Annotated in this window: 15 protein-coding genes; 8 read left to right on the top strand and 7 right to left on the bottom strand. The window is 71.9% G+C overall.

Annotated features, from left to right (window positions below):
* Positions 1-170: 170 nt before the first annotated feature.
* Positions 171-1448, bottom strand: a complete 1278-nt coding sequence (locus D7I47_RS06775) for an amidase domain-containing protein (protein WP_120762338.1) — start codon at positions 1446-1448, stop codon at positions 171-173.
* A gap of 305 nt (positions 1449-1753) precedes the next feature.
* Between D7I47_RS06775 and D7I47_RS06770 the strand changes: the two genes are divergently transcribed.
* The 6 genes from D7I47_RS06770 (at position 1754) to D7I47_RS06745 (ending at position 8037) form a co-directional block, all read left to right on the top strand.
* Positions 1754-3070, top strand: a complete 1317-nt coding sequence (locus tag D7I47_RS06770) for an ABC transporter substrate-binding protein (RefSeq protein ID WP_120762337.1) — start codon at positions 1754-1756, stop codon at positions 3068-3070.
* Between the two features lie 91 nt (positions 3071-3161).
* Positions 3162-4211: a carbohydrate ABC transporter permease gene (locus tag D7I47_RS06765; protein ID WP_120762336.1), complete on the top strand. Its 1050-nt coding sequence runs from the start codon at positions 3162-3164 to the stop codon at positions 4209-4211.
* Positions 4208-5083: a carbohydrate ABC transporter permease gene (locus D7I47_RS06760; RefSeq protein ID WP_120762335.1), complete on the top strand. Its 876-nt coding sequence runs from the start codon at positions 4208-4210 to the stop codon at positions 5081-5083. Before D7I47_RS06765 ends, D7I47_RS06760 begins: the two co-directional genes overlap by 4 nt.
* Complete coding sequence (locus D7I47_RS06755; RefSeq protein WP_120762334.1) at positions 5083-6504, top strand: GH1 family beta-glucosidase; 1422 nt, start codon at positions 5083-5085, stop codon at positions 6502-6504. Before D7I47_RS06760 ends, D7I47_RS06755 begins: the two co-directional genes overlap by 1 nt.
* 36 nt (positions 6505-6540) lie before the next feature.
* Positions 6541-7557, top strand: coding sequence for a LacI family DNA-binding transcriptional regulator (locus D7I47_RS06750; protein ID WP_120762333.1), 1017 nt, complete (start codon positions 6541-6543; stop codon positions 7555-7557).
* A gap of 195 nt (positions 7558-7752) precedes the next feature.
* A complete protein-coding gene (locus tag D7I47_RS06745) occupies positions 7753-8037 on the top strand; it encodes a GNAT family N-acetyltransferase (protein WP_120762332.1) in 285 nt (94 codons plus the stop codon).
* Here D7I47_RS06745 and D7I47_RS06740 read toward each other — a convergent pair.
* The 6 genes from D7I47_RS06740 to D7I47_RS06715 all read right to left on the bottom strand — a co-directional run bounded on the left by D7I47_RS06740 (position 8016) and on the right by D7I47_RS06715 (position 13603).
* Positions 8016-8960, bottom strand: coding sequence for a hypothetical protein (locus tag D7I47_RS06740; protein ID WP_120762331.1), 945 nt, complete (start codon positions 8958-8960; stop codon positions 8016-8018). The two genes, D7I47_RS06745 and D7I47_RS06740, sit on opposite strands and share 22 nt — an antisense overlap.
* Positions 8961-8964: 4 nt before the next feature.
* Positions 8965-9732 (bottom strand): SGNH/GDSL hydrolase family protein, encoded by a 768-nt coding sequence (locus D7I47_RS06735; RefSeq protein WP_120762330.1) that lies wholly within the window; start codon positions 9730-9732, stop codon positions 8965-8967.
* 94 nt (positions 9733-9826) lie between these two features.
* Positions 9827-10588, bottom strand: a complete 762-nt coding sequence (locus D7I47_RS06730; RefSeq protein ID WP_120763849.1) for a heme ABC transporter ATP-binding protein — start codon at positions 10586-10588, stop codon at positions 9827-9829.
* On the bottom strand, positions 10585-11652 hold the full coding sequence (locus D7I47_RS06725) for a FecCD family ABC transporter permease (RefSeq protein WP_120762329.1): 1068 nt from the start codon (positions 11650-11652) through the stop codon (positions 10585-10587). The genes D7I47_RS06730 and D7I47_RS06725 overlap by 4 nt, the downstream gene beginning before the upstream one ends.
* The gene (locus D7I47_RS06720; protein WP_120762328.1) at positions 11649-12698 is read right to left on the bottom strand and encodes a lipoate--protein ligase family protein; all 1050 of its coding nucleotides are present in this window, start codon (positions 12696-12698) and stop codon (positions 11649-11651) included. The genes D7I47_RS06725 and D7I47_RS06720 overlap by 4 nt, the downstream gene beginning before the upstream one ends.
* Positions 12699-12718: 20 nt before the next feature.
* Positions 12719-13603: an alpha/beta hydrolase gene (locus tag D7I47_RS06715; protein ID WP_120762327.1), complete on the bottom strand. Its 885-nt coding sequence runs from the start codon at positions 13601-13603 to the stop codon at positions 12719-12721.
* A 72-nt stretch (positions 13604-13675) separates the two neighbouring features.
* Between D7I47_RS06715 and D7I47_RS06710 the strand changes: the two genes are divergently transcribed.
* Positions 13676-14995 (top strand): MFS transporter, encoded by a 1320-nt coding sequence (locus D7I47_RS06710; RefSeq protein WP_120762326.1) that lies wholly within the window; start codon positions 13676-13678, stop codon positions 14993-14995.
* A gap of 27 nt (positions 14996-15022) precedes the next feature.
* Positions 15023-16168 (top strand): GDSL-type esterase/lipase family protein, encoded by a 1146-nt coding sequence (locus tag D7I47_RS06705; RefSeq protein ID WP_120762325.1) that lies wholly within the window; start codon positions 15023-15025, stop codon positions 16166-16168.
* Positions 16169-16293 lie beyond the last annotated feature (125 nt).

Raw genomic sequence — 16293 nt, 5'->3', positions numbered from 1 at the left:
CACCGCCGCTGGTCGAGTGCCGCCGCAGGCGGTGTATCGAGACCACGACGGACGCCCCTCGACGGGGCGCCCGTCGTCGGTGAGGCCCCACGCATCCACGTCTGCACGGGTTTCGATACGCGCCCTCCGGGCGCTACTCAACCAGCGGGAGGGGGCCCGGCGAAGCGGGCCTACGGGATCGAGTAGATCCGCACCTTCGAGTTCTGGTGCTGCGTGAAGAGGGTGTACTGCAGTTCGCGGTAGTCGCCGTCGGAGTTGTGGCTGACGAAGTAGACGACGGGGCCGTCGGGCGTGTACTCGACCTTCGACACGGTCATCGTGTGGTCGACGCCCGGGCCCTTCTCGCCCCAGTCGAAGATGCCGACGTCGCCGACGCGCACCCGGTCGAGGTGGTCGTTGTCGTTGGAGACGAAGCCCTGCGACTTGAGGTAGGCCTCCATGGCGGTGGTCGAGATCCACGCCTTGCTGGCGAAGCCGGACGCGCCGGGCGAGCTCCAGGTGCCGTCCATCTTCCAGCCGCGGGCGAGCAGGCCCTGGCTCGTGAAGTTGACGCAGTCGCCGCCGTAGGCGTTGTAGTCGTTCCACGCGGCGGTGTTGTAGTTCTGCCAGTGGTCGAGCAGGTAGCCGAGCTGCGCGTCGACGTCGCCGCCGGTCGGCTGGCTGCTGCCGGAGGCCGCGGCGACGATCTGCGCGCGGTACGCCTCGGCGTCGGCGATCATGGAGGCGGATGCGGCGCCGGCGGCGGTGAGCGCCGCCTCCGCCTGGTCGGCGGGCGCGTCCTGGAACGCGGTGAGCGCTTGGTAGAGGGCGTCCTCGGTGCTCTTCTCGGCGTCCGAGTAGGCGCCGAGCTGCCGGGTGCCTTCCGCGACGACGGCGGTGCGGAAGTCGTCCCACGCGGTGCCGAGCGCCTGCGCGGCGGCCGCGACCTTGTCGGGCGCCGCGTCGACGGTGTCGCGCAGTCCGTCGAGCCCCGCCTCGAGCACGGCGCTCTCGGCGTCGAGCTCGGCGACGGATGCGGTGGCGGTGTCGAGCGCGGGCCGCGCGAGGATGTCGGAGTCGCCCCCGCCGAGGGCGGCGGCCGCGTCCTCGCGGGCGGTCTGCAGGGCACTCGCGGCGTCGTCGGTGACGAGGCCGCTGCCGTCGGCGAGGATCGCGTCGAGCTGGTCGGCGCTCGGCGGCCGGCCCGTGCCGTCTCCCGCGTCGGCGTAGGCGGCGTCGAGCTTGCCGCGCAGTTCGCCGAGCTGCTTCTCGGCGGCGTCGTAGCGTGCGACGGCGGCCGCGCGGGTGAGCACGGGCGGCACGAGCACGACGGCGGCGACGAGGCCGGCGACGACGATCAGGCCGATGATGAGGGCGACGATCCGGCGTCGGCGGTACACCTTCTTGGAGCGGCGGGGACGCATCGCGCCGGGGGTGGGCCCGGGGGGATCCGTCTGCAGCACACTCACCCGCGCATGGTACCGCCGCCCCCTGGAAGGCGCCCGGATGCCACCCCGCCGGAGGGCGTGCGCGGGGTGCGTCGGGGCCTCGCGCGCCGAGGTCGTGGGAGCGCTCTCCCGCGTGTCGGACCGTCCTGTCTACCGCCTCCGACCAGGCATTTTCGATCGTTGCCAATTCGTTGCCAAAGCCGGAGTTGACACCGCTCGCGGACCGTGCGTAGTGTGGCCCCGATTTCGTGGGAGCGCTCCCACGCTCCGATCATGAGAGCGCTCCCACCGAGATCTACCCCATCCACGCACACAAAGGAGTGACCGTGAACTTCTCACGACGCACCGCTGCTGTCGCTGCGATCGCCGGTACCGCCTCCCTCGCCCTGGTCCTCTCCGGGTGCGCGAGTGACGGCGACAACGGCGGCTCCAGCGACGAGCCCATCACCCTCACCATCACCACGTTCGGAACCATGGGTCTCGACGGTCTCTACGCGCAGTACGAGAAGGACCACCCGAACATCACCATCAAGGCCACCAACATCGACACCGGCGGCAACGCGCTGACCGACTGGAAGACGAAGCAGGCCTCCGGTGGCCTCCCCGACGTCCAGGCCGTCGAAGAGGGCTGGCTCGGCTCGGTGATGGAGGTGTCGGACACCTTCACCGACCTGCGCGACTACGGCGCCGACGACATCAAGGGCAACTGGGTGGACTGGAAGGTCCAGCAGGCGACCGACTCGGACGGCCGCATCATCGGCTACGGCACCGACATCGGACCGGAGGGCCTGTGCTACAACGGCAAGCTCTTCGAGGCGGCCGGCCTCCCGAGCGACCGCGACGCCGTCGCGGAGCTCTTCGGCGGCTCGTCGGCCACCTGGGACAAGTTCTTCGAGGTCGGCAAGCAGTACCACGACGCGTCGGGCAAGGCGTTCTACGACCAGTCCGGCTTCCTGTGGAACGCCTTCGTGAACCAGCAGGACGAGGGTTACTACACCGCGGACGGCGAGCTCAACGTCGAGGGCAACTCGACGCTGAAGAACTTCTGGCTGCAGCTCGCCGACGCCCAGCAGGCGGGCCTCTCCGCCAACCAGGCCCAGTGGGACTGGGGTAAGGGCCAGGCGTTCGTCGACGGCACCTTCTCCGTCTTCGTCTGCCCGGGCTGGATGCTCGGCGTCGTCAAGGGCAACACCGAGGCCGCCGGCGGCGACGCCAGCACCGGCTGGGACTTCGCCGACGTGTTCCCCGGTGGAGCGTCGAACTGGGGTGGATCGTTCCTGACGGTTCCCACCTCGTCGAAGCACCCGAAGGAGGCCGCTGCGCTCGCCGAGTGGCTGACCGCCGCCCAGCAGCAGGTCGCCGCCTTCCAGGCCGCGGGCACCTTCCCGAGCAACATCGAGGCGCAGTCCGACCCCGGCGTGACCGGGCCGAACGACCTCGGTGCGTTCTTCAACGACGCTCCCGTCGGTGAGATCCTCGGCTCGCGCGCCCAGGGCGTGACCGCCCAGTTCAAGGGCCCGGATGACGCGATCATCCAGGAGCAGGTCTTCGGTCCGCCGCGCACCGCCCTCGACGCCGGCGAGGCCGACGGCGAGACCACCTGGAACCAGGCGATCGAGCTGCTGAACCAGCTGGTCGGCTGACCGGAGCAGTAACACCACGCGAGGCCCCTCGGGCGGCACTCCCGCCCGGGGGGCCTCGCCTCCGACAACGACTCTGACGAAGAAGCACCCGATGACCACGACACTCAACGCCCCGCCGGCGGCCAAACCGCGGCTGACGCTCAGCCAGCGGCTCAACCACGCCGACGCGAAGTACTCGCCCTACGTCTACGTGGCGCCGTTCTTCGTGCTCTTCGGCCTCGTCGGACTCTTCCCGCTCGTCTACACCTTCGTCGTCTCGCTCAACGACTGGGACCTGCTGAAGGGCCAGGGCGACTGGGTCGGCTTCGACAACTACATCATCGAGCTGCAGGACCCGTGGTTCTGGAACTCCCTCGGCAACACCTTCAGCATCTTCCTGCTGTCCGCCATCCCGCAGCTGATCGGCGCGACCTTCATCGCCGCGATCCTCGACCAGAACCTGCGGGCGCAGACCTTCTGGCGCCTGAGCGTCCTGCTGCCCTACGTCGTGACGCCCGCCGCCGTCGCCCTCATCTTCAGCAGCATCTTCTCCGAGGACTACGGCCTCGTGAACAACATCCTCGGCTCGTTCGGCATCGACCCGGTGCTGTGGAAGCACGACACGCTCCCCGGCCACCTCGCGATCGCCACCATGGTGAACTGGCGCTGGACCGGCTACAACGCCCTCATCCTGCTCGCCGCCATGCAGGCCGTGCCCACCGACATCTACGAGTCGGCCGCCCTCGACGGCGCCGGCGCCTTCCGCCGCTTCTTCTCGATCACGCTGCCGAGCATCCGCCCGACCTTCATCTTCGTGCTCATCACGGCGACCATCGGCGGCCTGCAGATCTTCACCGAGCCGAAGCTGTTCGACGCCACCCGCGCCACCCCGGGCGGCGCGTACCACCAGTTCGAGACCACCACGCTCTACATCTGGAACATGGCGTTCAACCAGGACCGCTTCGGGCGGGCCTCGGCGATCGCCTTCATCCTGCTCATCATCATCGTGCTCATCGGGCTCGTGAACTACTACCTCTCCAAGGGGATCGCCTCGAGCGAGACCAAGATCGCCAAACGCAGCGCCGCACGGCGACTGCTGCGCTACCGGTCGCGGAAGTCCATCCCCTTCGTCGCCGAGAACCAGCTGGAGCGCCGCCCATGACCACCGCAACCCCCCGCATCTCCCGCCGCGACGACGTCCGCGTCTCCCGCGGGATGCGCGACCGCCGGCCCCGCTGGTACATCTACGCCATCCTCGGCGTCTGGTTCACCGTGAGCGCCTACCCGCTGTGGTGGTCGTTCGTCGCCGGCTCGAGCGACACCACGGTGCTGACGCTGCCCTACCCGCCGCTCATCCCCGGCAGCCACTTCTTCGAGAACGCGATCGAGGTGTTCAACACCATCGACTTCTGGAAGGCGCTCGCCAACAGCGTCATCGTCTCGACCGCGATCACGGTGTCGGTGCTGTTCTTCTCCACCCTCGCCGGCTACGCGTTCGCGAAGCTCCGCTTCCGCGGACGCAACGGGCTCATGCTGTTCGTCATCCTGACGCTCGCGGTGCCGACGCAGCTCGGCATCATCCCGCTGTTCATCCTCATGAAGGAGTTCGGCTGGACCGGCAGCCTCGGCGCGATCATCGTGCCGACGCTCGTGACCGCGTTCGGCGTGTTCTTCATGCGGCAGTACCTCGTGGATGTGATCCCCGACGAGCTCATCGAGGCGGCCCGCATGGACGGCGCCAACCAGATCCGCACCTTCTGGAACGTGGGCGTGCCCGCCGCGCGGCCCGCGATGGCGGTGCTCGGCCTGTTCACCTTCATGACGGCCTGGACCGACTACCTGTGGCCCCTCATCGTCGCGGGCTCGAATCCCACCCTGCAGGTGGCGCTCAGTCAGCTGCAGTCCGCCAAGTACGTCAACTACACGATCGTGCTGGCCGGTGCGGTGCTCGCCACCATCCCGCTGCTGCTGCTGTTCTTCTTCGCCGGACGCCAGCTCGTCGCCGGCATCATGGCGGGGGCGGTGAAGGGCTGATGGCGCTGGCCCTGCCCGACGGCTTCCACTGGCCGGCCGGGTTCCTGTGGGGTGCCGCGACGGCCGCCGCCCAGATCGAGGGCGCCGCCCACGAGGACGGCAAGCTCGACTCCATCTGGGACCACTTCGCCCGCATCCCCGGCAACGTGGCGCACGGCGACACCCCCGAGGTGGCGGTGGACCACTACCACCGGATGCCGGAGGACGTGCAGCTCATGAAGCGGCTGGGGCTCGACTCCTACCGCTTCTCGGTGAGCTGGGCGCGGGTGAAGCCCGCCGACGGCCCCGTCAACGCGAAGGGCCTCGACTTCTACAGCCGTCTCGTCGACGAACTGCTCGCGAACGGCATCCTGCCCTGGCTCACGCTCTACCACTGGGATCTGCCCCAGGCGGTGGAGGAGACGGGCGGCTGGGCGAACCGCGACACCGCCGAGCGCTTCCTCGACTACGCGATCGCGGTGCACGATGCGCTCGGCGACCGGGTCACCCACTGGACGACCTTCAACGAGCCGCTGTGCTCCTCGCTCATCGGCTACGCCGGCGGCGAGCACGCCCCCGGACGCCAGGAACCGCGCGCCGGCCTCGCGGCGCTGCACCACCAGCACCTCGCCCACGGCCTCGCCGTGCGCGAGCTGCGCGCGCGGGGCGCCGAGAAGCTCGGCATCACGCTCAACCTCACCAACGCCATCCCGAACGACCCGGCCGACCCCGTCGACCTCGACGCGGCCCGCCGCCTCGACGCCCTCTGGAACCGCGCGTACCTCGAGCCGATCCTGCTGGGCTCCTACCCGGCCGACTTCCTCCAGGACGTCGCGGCCCACCGCTTCGAGGAGCTCGTGCTCGGCGGCGACCTCGAGGTGATCAACCAGCCCATCGACTTCCTCGGCGTGAACCACTACCACGACGACAACGTCTCGGGGCATCCGCTGCCCGAGGGGCACCCGCGGGGGCTCGCCCCGACCGACAAGCAGACCTCGTCGTGGTTCGTGGGCTCCGAGTTCATCACCACCCCCACCCGGCACCTGCCGCAGACGGCGATGGGCTGGGAGATCAACCCCGACGGCCTGCGCAGCCTGCTCGTGCGCCTCGGCCGGGAGTACCCCCAGCTGCCGCCGCTCTACATCACCGAGAACGGCTCGGCCTGGCCCGACGAGCTCGCCGAGGACGGGCACGTGCACGACGCCGACCGGGTCGCGTTCCTCGAACGGCACCTCGAGGCGGTCGCGCAGGCGGTCGCGCAGGGGGCGGATGTGCGGGGCTACTTCGCGTGGTCGCTCATGGACAACTTCGAGTGGGCCTGGGGCTACGAGAAGCGCTTCGGGGTGGTGTACGTGGACTACGTCAGCCAGGAGCGCATCGTCAAGGATTCCGGGCACACCTTCGCCGCGATCGCCGCCTCCGCCCGGAGCCTCACGCCGTAGGATGAACAGGCCGATCCCGGCCAGGAGGACCCCCCGATGACCCCGGAACTGCGCGGAGGAGCGCCGACCCTCGAGATGGTCGCCGCTGCCGCCGGTGTGTCCCGGTCCACCGTGTCGCGCGTCATCAACGACTCCCCGAAGGTGACGCCCGAAGCGCTCGCCGCGGTGCAGAAGGCGATCGACGAGCTCGGGTACGTGCCGAACCGCGCCGCCCGCACCCTCGCGAGCCGGCGCACGCAGTCGATCGCCCTCGTCATCCCCGAGAACACGGCCAAGTTCTTCGCCGACCCGTACTTCGCCACCGTCGTGCAGGGCATCGCCATGTACCTCGCCGACACCGACTACACGCTGAGCCTGCTCATCGCCGCCGAGAACGACGGCGAGAAGACCCGCCGCTACCTGCAGGCGGGCAACGTCGACGGCGCCCTCGTGCTGTCGCACCACTCCGACGACCGCTCCTACACGCAGCTCGCGCGCTCGATCCCGGTCGTGTTCGGCGGGCGGCCCATGAGCCAGGAGGGCTCGGCGGCGTACTACATCGACGTCGACAACGTCGAGGCGGCCCGCAACGTCACCCGCACGCTCGTCGAGCACGGGCGCCGCCGCATCGCGACGATCGCCGGCCCCGCCGACATGTCCGCGGGACTCGACCGCCTCGAGGGCTGGCGGCAGGCGCTCGACGCCGCCGGGATCCCGACCGACCTCGTCGAGCACGGCGACTTCAGCCCGGCGGGCGGCGAGGCCGCCATGCGTCGGCTGCTGGAACGCGAGCCCGAGCTCGACGGGGTGTTCGCGGCGAGCTCGCTCATGGCATCCGGTGCCCTCAACGTGCTGCGCAGCCACGGCAAGGCGGTGCCGCACGACCTGGGACTCGTGACCTTCGACAACGACTACGCCGCCCAGTCGTCGAGCCCGCCGCTCACGACCGTCGAGCAGCCGACCGTCGAGCAGGGGCGGCGCATGGTCGACGTGCTGCTGCACCTCATCGACGGCGGCACGGTGTCGCAGATCACGATGATGCCGACGCGCATCATCGAGCGCGGCTCGGAGTGATCCCTCCCACCCCCTCCCATCTCAAGGAGTGGGGCATCCCATCTCAAGGAACCCGTGTGGAGGGTGAGGCGGATGCGGCCCGTGTGACGGTTTCTCCGAGCGCACTCCTTGAGATGGGTGGTTCGGCTCCTTGAGATGGGACGCCAAGTGGGATGCCGGCAAGCGCGGCGCGCGGCCACCGGCTAGCGTCGGAGCATGACCGATCGCGTCGTCGACCTCCCCGAACGCAGCCGATTCGTGCTCGAACGCGATGGCGAGGTGATCGGCAAGGCCCTCTACCGGCGCGAACCCGGCGTCATCACCTTCACCCACACCGAGATCGACCCGACCATCCAGGAGCGCGGGCTCGGGTCACTGCTCGCGAAGAGCGCGCTGGATGCGGTGGCCGCCGAGGAGGGCACGCGCGTCGTCGCGCTGTGCCCCTTCATCGCCGCCTACGTCGAGCGGCATCCGGACTATCAGCCGCTGCTGACGCGCTGAGCAACCCGCCTCGAGACCACCGCCACGCCCGCGAACCCCACCGCCGCCACGACGACCGCGACCGCGAGTCGCGGCAGCACGAGCTGCGGCATCGTGAGCGCCGACACGAACACGCTCCAGCCGTAGTCGAGCAGGTCCCCCGGGCTCCGCAGCAGCACCCGCGAGCCGACCGCCGACTGCACGGCGGTCGCGAGCGCCGGCACGACCCAGAGCAGCACGAGGCCGACCGCGGCCGCGACGATCCGCCCGCGCGTGCGGACTCCGCCCCAGGCGATCGCGGCGCCCGCGAGCACGGGCGGGATCCAGGTGGCGAGCGGCGCCAGGGCGTAGGGCAGCGGCGACAGCGGACCGAGCAGCGCGAGGTACCCGGAGATCCACCATCCGACCGAGATCGCCGCGAGCGTCAACGCCACGACCGCGACCGGCACGCCCCCGCGGGCGACGGCCGCGAAACCGAGCAGCCCGCCGACCATCCCGAACACCGCCACACCGATGCACGCCGCGAGATAGAACGCGGCCTCGTCGCCGGTCTGCAGCCCGGCCCGCAGCACCTCCACGGCCTGCGCGGCCGCGACGACCTGCACGAAGAGCAGCCCCGCCGCGACGGTGACGGGTGCCGCCGACGGCAGCCGTCGCCGCAGCACGCGGGTCGCGATCCCCGCGGCCGCGGCGCCCACCACGAGCACGGCGAGCAGGAAGGTCACGGAGTACTGGCTGAACGGCAGCCAGGCCACGGGCATGTCCTCCGGCAGCGCGTCGAGGGCCCACAGGTTCTGCAGCGGCAGCCGCATCCCGGTGGCGATCCACGGCAGGAGGCCGAGCAGCGCCCCGCCGACGCCGATCGCGACGCTCGCGAGCGCCGCGCCCCACCGTGGCGGGCGACGGACGGGCGGCTCGGCCTCGGGCCACGCGGAGGAGCTCATCCGATCACGCTATCCCGGCGGGGTTCCGCGTCACCCAGCCGCCGCCGAACTTCGGCTCGCGGCCGTCGCCCGAGGAGGTGCCGGTGAGGCGGCGCTTCACCCACGGGCCGACGTGCTCGCGGTAGTAGGCGGCACCGCGCGGGCCGGAGGCGGGCAGCTCGGGAAGCGACCACCACGCATCCGGACGCGGCACACCAAGCGCGTCGAGCAGCCGCGCGGCGACCCGGTGATGGCCGCGCGGGTTCATGTGCAGGCGGTCGTCCGACCAGTACGACGGCTTCGCGAGCTCGGCGTCGAACCAGTTGAGCGCGCGCACGATGTCGTCGCGGCCTCCGATGCGCGCCTCGACGACCCGGGCCAACAGGTCGCCGCGGCGCCGCATGACGGACCCGAGCGGCAGCTGCGCGGTGGGGTTGGCGCCCGACAGCAGGATGAGCGTCACCCCCTCCTCGTCGCAGCGCCGCACGACATGCTCGAAGAGGTCGGCGATGTGCTCGGCGTCGGCGCGCGGCCGCAGGATGTCGTTGCCGCCCCCGTTGAAGCTCAGGTGGGTGGGCTTCAGGGCGAGCGCCGGCTCGAGCTGCTGCTCGACGATGGGTGCGATGAGCTTGCCGCGGATGGCGAGGTTGGCGTACTCGACCGGCTCGCCGAGGCCGTCGGCCCAGCCCTGCGCGGCGAGGTCCGCCCAGCCGCGCACCGTGCCGTCGGGCAGCTCGTCGCCCATCCCCTCGCTGAACGAGTCGCCGATGGCGACGTACCGTACGGAACCCACCGCCCGAGCCTACGTGCTCTCCGTTCGGGAGGACGACGCGCCGCACACGGCCCGGATTGGAGGGGCTGCACGGCGCGTCGTCCTCCCGAACGGACTAGCGCACCGGGATCAGGAGGGGGCGACCGTCGCGGACGAGCACCTCGACGGGGAGGCGGTAGACCTCGGAGACGAGCTCGGCGGTGAGCACCTCGACGGGGGTGCCGTGGGCGCGGAGGCGGCCGTCCTCGAGGAGGGCCACGCGATCCGCGTAGGCGCCCGCGAGGGAGAGGTCGTGCAGCACGACGACCACCGTTCGGCCCTCGGCGGCGAGCTCGCGCGCGATGCGCAGCACGTCCTCCTGGTGGCGCAGGTCGAGGGCCGCGGTCGGCTCGTCGAGCAGCACGACGGGCGTGTCCTGGGCGAGCACGCGGGCGAGCGAGACGCGGGCGCGCTCGCCGCCCGAGAGCTCGGTGAAGCGGCGCTTCACGAGGTGCGCGATGTCGGTGCGGGCGGTGGCGGATGCGATGACCGCGTCGTCGCGCTCGCGCTCGCCCGTGCGCGCCCAGGGGCTGCGCCCCATCTCCACGACATCCGCGACGAGGAAGGGGAAGCTGACGGCGTTGTCCTGGGTGAGCATCGCGCGCACCCGCGCCAGCTCGAGCGGGGTGTACTCGCCCACCTCGCGGCCCGCCACGACCACCCGGCCGTGGCTCGGCGCGCGTTCGCCCGAGATCGCCGCGAGCAGTGTCGACTTGCCGGCGCCGTTCGGTCCGACGAGGGCGAGCACCTCACCCGCCGCCACCTCGAGGTTCACCCCCTGCACGACGGCGCGCCCGCCGAGCTCGACCGTGACGCCCTCCGCGCGCAGGCCCGTCATGCCCATCCCCCCGACGCGCGGCGCTGACGCCACAGCAGGAAGAAGAAGAACGGGCCGCCGATGAGCGAGGTGAGCAGGCCGATCGGCAGCTCCGCCCCCGACACGAGGGTGCGCGAGAGCAGGTCCGCCACGACGATGAGCAGCGCGCCGCCCGCCGCGCTCGATGCGAGCAGCGCGCGGTGCGACGGCCCGATGATCATGCGCATGAGATGCGGGATGACGAGGCCCACGAAGGCGATGATGCCGACGAACGCCACCGCCGCGCCCGTGAGCAGCGCGACGAGCACGATCGACCAGAACCGCAGCCGCTCCACGTCGACGCCGAGGTGCCGGGCGTTCCGCTCCCCGAGCGACAGGATGTCGTAGCGCCGGCCGAGCACGACGGCGACCACCGTGCCGATCGCCGCGACGACGACCACCAGGATCGACTCCCGCCAGAGCGAGCCGCTGAGCGATCCGAGCTGCCAGAACACGATCTGCTCGCGACTCGCGGTGCCCGCGAGGAACAGCAGGAACGCGAGCCCGGCACCGCCGAAGGCGTTGACGGCGATGCCGGTGAGCAGCAGCGTCACCACCTCGGTGCGGCCGCCCGCGCGCGAGACGCCGTAGACGAGCAGCGTCGCGCCGAGGCCGCCCGCGAAGGCGAGCAGCGCGATCGTCCACTCGCCGAAGGCGAGCAGCCCGGAGACGATGGCCACCGCCGCACCGAGCGCCGCACCGGAGGAGACGCCCACGACACCCGGCTCGGCGAGCGGGTTGCCGAAGATCGCCTGCATGACGGTGCCCGCCACCGCGAGCGCGGCACCGACGGCGATCGCCATGACGATGCGCGGGAACCGGATCACCCAGAGCGCCGCCTCCGTCGTCGGGTCGTCGGGCGCCCAGCCGTTGGGGATGCCGACCGCGCGCAGCAGCGAGCCGACCACCTCCGCGACGCTCACCGGGAACTGGCCGACGACCGCCGAGACGAGCACCGCCGCCACGAGCAGCACGGCGAGCGCCACCCCGAGGAGGGTGCGCCGTCGCGCGAGGTGGGCTCCCCCGCCGGCCGCGGGGCGGCTCACGGGACCCGGTACAGCCACTCGTCGGTGCCGAACTTCTCGGCCACCAGCTGCTCCGCGCGCGCGTACTCGGCCGGGGTGATCTCGCCGTCGTGCAGTCCGTGCAGCGAGCGGAAGGTCGCCACCATGCGCTCGATGATCTCGGCCCGCGAGAGGCCGGTCTGGCTGCGCAGCGGGTCGACGCGCTTCTGGGCGGATTTCGTGCCCTTGTCGCTGAGCTTCTCGCGCCCGATGCGCAGCACCTGCACCATCTTCTCGGCGTCGATGTCGTACGACATCGTCACGTGGTGCAGCACGGCGCCGTCGGCGAGCCGCTTCTGGGCGGCGCCGCCGATCTTGCCGGTGGGGCTCGCGATGTCGTTGAGCGGCTGGTACGTCGCCTCGATGCCGAGAGAGCGCAGCGCCACGAGCACCCAGTCGTCGAGGTAGGCGTAGCTGTCGGCGAAGCTCATGCCCTGCACGAGGTCGATCGGCGCGTACAGCGAGTAGGTGACGACGGAGCCCGCCTCCATGAACATGGCGCCGCCGCCCGAGATGCGCCGCACCACGGGGATGCCGAAACGCTCGGCGTTCTCGGCATCCACCTCGTTCTTCACCGACTGGAAGCTGCCGATGACGACGGCGGGCTCGTCCCACTCCCAGATGCGCAGGGTGGGCTTGCGGCGACCGGCCGCGACCTCCTCGGCGAGCACCTGGTCGAGGGCGAGGTGGGTGACGGGGCTGAGGGGGCCGGGATGCACGAGCTCCCAGTCGTAGTCGCGCCAGGTGGTGGCGCGGTGCACGGCGCGGCGCACCGCGGTGGCGACCGCCTCGGGCGAGAAGCCGAGCATCACGGCACCCTCCGGCAGCGCCGCCTGCACGGCGGCGGCGATCGCCCGACCGTCGGCATCCGCGGGAAGGCCGGTCAGCGCGGCGTCGATGAGCGGGAGCGCGTCGTCGGGTTCGAGGAAGAAGTCTCCCGAGAGCCGCACGTTCGCGAGCCGCTCGCCCTCGATGTCGACGTCGACCACGACGAGCTTGCCGCCCGGCACCTTGTACTCGCCATGCACCCCTCTAGCTTAGGTGCGCCTTACCCGCGGTGCGGGCTCGGGTTCTCACGACCGACGTGGGCGTCGAGCCAGGCGACGATGTCGGCGCGCACCTCGGCCTGGTTGGTCTCGTTGAGGGTCTCGTGGCGCGCGCCGGGGTAGATGGTGACCGTCACATCGCTGAGGCCGCCGCGCTTCTCGTAGGCGGCCGCGAGTTTGCGGATGCTCGCGGGGCCGCCCAGCGGATCCTCCTCGCCGATCATGATGAGCATCGGCAGGTCCCGGTTCAGCCTCCTCGGCGTGCCGAGCAGCCGCAGGGTGTCGGGCAGGCCGAAGAGCGCCAGCACCTTGGCATCGAAGGTGAGCGGGTCGGCCGCGAACGCCGCCCACACCGCGGGGTCGCGCGAGAGCCACTCGTGCCCGGTCGTGCCGAGGTGCTTGTGCTTCGCGTTGAGGTCGCCCCCGTTCATGTCGGTGAGGGTGCGGTAGGCGCTCGCCGAGAGGATCACGGCGTCGTAGCTCGCGGCATCCGTGCCGATGATCTTCTGCGCGAACAGCGACCCCAGGCTGTGCCCGAACAGCGCGAGGGGCAGGTCGGGGTGCGCGGTGCGGATGATGCCCGTGAGCTGCTGGATCGCCGCGATGGCGGCGCGGACGCCGCCCGGGCCGAGCTTGCCGAGCTTCGCGTGGTCGCCGCCCCACTGCCCGAGGCCGGTGGCGCCGTGCCCGCGGTGGTCGTCGGCGTAGACCGTGTACCCGGCGAATGCGAGCGCCTGCGCGAAGCGCTCGTAGCGGGTGGCGTACTCGCCCACCCCGTGCAGCAGCTGCACGATCGCGCGCGGCTCGGGGGCCGCCCACACGTAGTAGTGGATGGTCACCCCGTGGGCGTCCACGAAGGTGTGCTCGGTGCGGGTCACGTAGGTCATCGGGCCTCCTCGCCGGATCCGAGCGTAGCGCCGAGCGGCCGGCATCCAGGCGAGGGGTGGATGATGGATGCGATGAGTCAGATGTTCCGTTCGTTCGCGACACGGAACTACCGCATCTGGTTCGCGGGCGCGCTCGTCTCCAACACGGGCACCTGGATGCAGCGCATCGCCCAGGACTGGCTCGTGCTGGCCGAGCTCACCGACGACGACGCGATCGCGGTGGGCGTCGTGATGGCGTTGCAGTTCGGGCCGCAGCTCGTGCTGCTGCCGATCACCGGCTGGGTGGCCGACCGCTTCGACCGACGCCGCGTGCTCGCCGTCACCCAGGGCGCGATGCTGCTGCTCGGGGTGGGGCTCGGCGTGCTGACGCTCACCGGCGTCGTGCAGCTGTGGATGGTGTTCGCCTTCGCGCTCGGGCTCGGCGTCGCGGCCGCGTTCGACGCCCCCACCCGGCAGGCGTTCGTGGGCGAGCTCGTCGACGACCGCACGCTCGCCAACGCCGTCGCCCTCAACGCCGCCTCCTTCAACGGGGCGCGCCTCATCGGACCCGCGGTGGCGGGTGTGCTCGTGGCGGCGGTCGGCTCCGGCTGGGTGTTCCTCATCAACGCGGCCACCTTCCTCGCCGTGCTCGGCTCGCTGTGGGCGCTGCGGCCCGCCGAGTTCACCCCCTTCACGCGCAAGGCGAAGGGGCGCGGGCAGCTGCGGGCGGGCTTCCGCTACGTGCGGCGCCGGCCCGACATCCTGCTGGTGTTCGCGATGGTGTTCCTCACCGGCACGCTCGGCTACAACTTCCCCATCTACACCTCGACGATGGCGCGCGTGGAGTTCGGCGAGGGGCCGCAGGAGTTCGGCTGGCTGTCGTCGGCGCTCGCCGTCGGCTCGGTCGCGGGCGCCCTGATCGCCGCCCGGCGGGAGCGGCCCCGGCTGCGCACCGTGACCCTCGCGAGCCTCGGCTTCGGGCTCTCGCTCGCGGGCGCCGCCCTCGCCCCCGAGCCGTGGAGCTTCGCGGCGCTGCTCGTGGTGGTGGGCTTCACGGGCATCACGATGATGAACACCGCCAACGCCTACGTGCAGACCACGACCGCCCCGTCGATGCGCGGCCGGGTGATGGCCATCTACCTGGCGATCTTCATGGGCGGCACCCCGATCGGCGCCCCCCTCGTCGGCGCGGTCGCGGATGCGGCGGGGCCGCGCTGGGCGATCGCCGTGGGCGCCGCATCCGGGTTCGTCGCGGCGGCGATCGCGGCCGGCTTCTACCTGCGCACCCGGGAGGTGCGGGTGCGCTGGAACCGCGGCGGGCGCTGGCCGCTCAGGCTCTCCTCCGCGACGGCCGCCGACCGCGACACGGCGACGCAGGAGATCGCGATCGTCGAGGTCGAGACGCAGCGCTGACCCGCAGCCGAGGAGCAGAATGGCGGGGTGGCCCCCGGAACCGTTCGCTTCGACGGGGCCGTGGAGACGGTGCGCGAGGGCGACGGCTGGCGTCCGCTGCGGCTGCTCGCGGCGCAGTCGGCGCTCGCCCCCGAGCCGCTGCGCGTGATGGGGTCGTTCGCCTCCGGGGTGCGGATGCGGCTGCGCACCGCCGCGCGCACGCTGACCCTCGAGGTGCGTGTCGACCGGCTCGTGATGGCGCACCGGGAGGCGCCCGAGCGCACGGCCGAGTTCCTCGCCGAGGTCGACGGCGAGGTCGTGGCCCGCGCGAGCGTGGAGCCCACGGGTCTCATCCGCGAGGTGCGGGACGCGGCGTGGATGGCCGAGCCGGCGCCCGCGCGGCGCCTGGTGCTCGAGCTCGGCGGCACGGGCGCCGAGCGGGAGGTGGTGGTGTGGTTCCCGGTCGACGCGGCGGTCGCGGTCGACGGGGTGACCGGCGACGCCGCCGTCGCCGCGGCGCCCGCCCGCACCGGTGCGCACTGGGTTCACCACGGCAGCTCGATCAGCCACGGCGGGGCGGCCCGCGACGCCCGCGGAACGTGGCCGGCGCTCGTGGGGCGCGAGCTCGGCATCCGCTGGACGAACCTCGGCTTCGGCGGCAACGCCCAGCTCGACCCGATGACGGCGCTCAGCATCCGCGCCCTCGACGCCGACGTCGTGACGCTCGAGCTCGGCATCAACGTGGTCGCGGCGGATGCCATGCGCCGTCGCGCCTTCGCCTCCGCCGCGCACGGCTTCCTCGACCTGCTGCGCGACCGGATGCCGGAGGTGCCGATCGTGGTGATCGGCGCCTTCACGTGCCCCGCGCTCGAGGAGACGCCGGGGCCGGGGCGGGCGGGACCGGACGGGCGGCTCGTGGGCACGCCACAGGACGACGCCACCGCGCTCACCCTCGCCGCGAGCCGGGAACTGCTCGCCGAACTGGTGGCGGCGCGCGCCGACCCCGCGCTCGGCTACCTCGACGGGCGCGAACTGCTGGGGCCCGACGACGCGGCCCTGCTCACCGACGGCCTGCACCCCGGCCAGCCGGGCCTCGACCTCATCGCCCGCCGCTTCCTCGACCGCACCCGCGACCCCGGCACCCCGCTCAGGCGTGCGTTCGCCGGGGTGGCTCCGGCCCGTCCCGCTGGTTGAGTAGCCCGCGCAGCGCCACCCCTCCCGCGGGTTGAGTAGCCCGCGCAGCGGGCGTATCGAAAACCGTGCAGGCGTGGACCAGTGGGCCCTCACCGAGCGAAGGCGCCCCATCGAGGGGCGCCTTC

Origin of the sequence: Protaetiibacter intestinalis, from assembly GCF_003627075.1 — a bacterium.
Classification (GTDB): Bacteria; Actinomycetota; Actinomycetes; order Actinomycetales; family Microbacteriaceae; genus Homoserinibacter; species Homoserinibacter intestinalis.
This window is presented reverse-complemented; position numbering and strand designations above follow the sequence as displayed.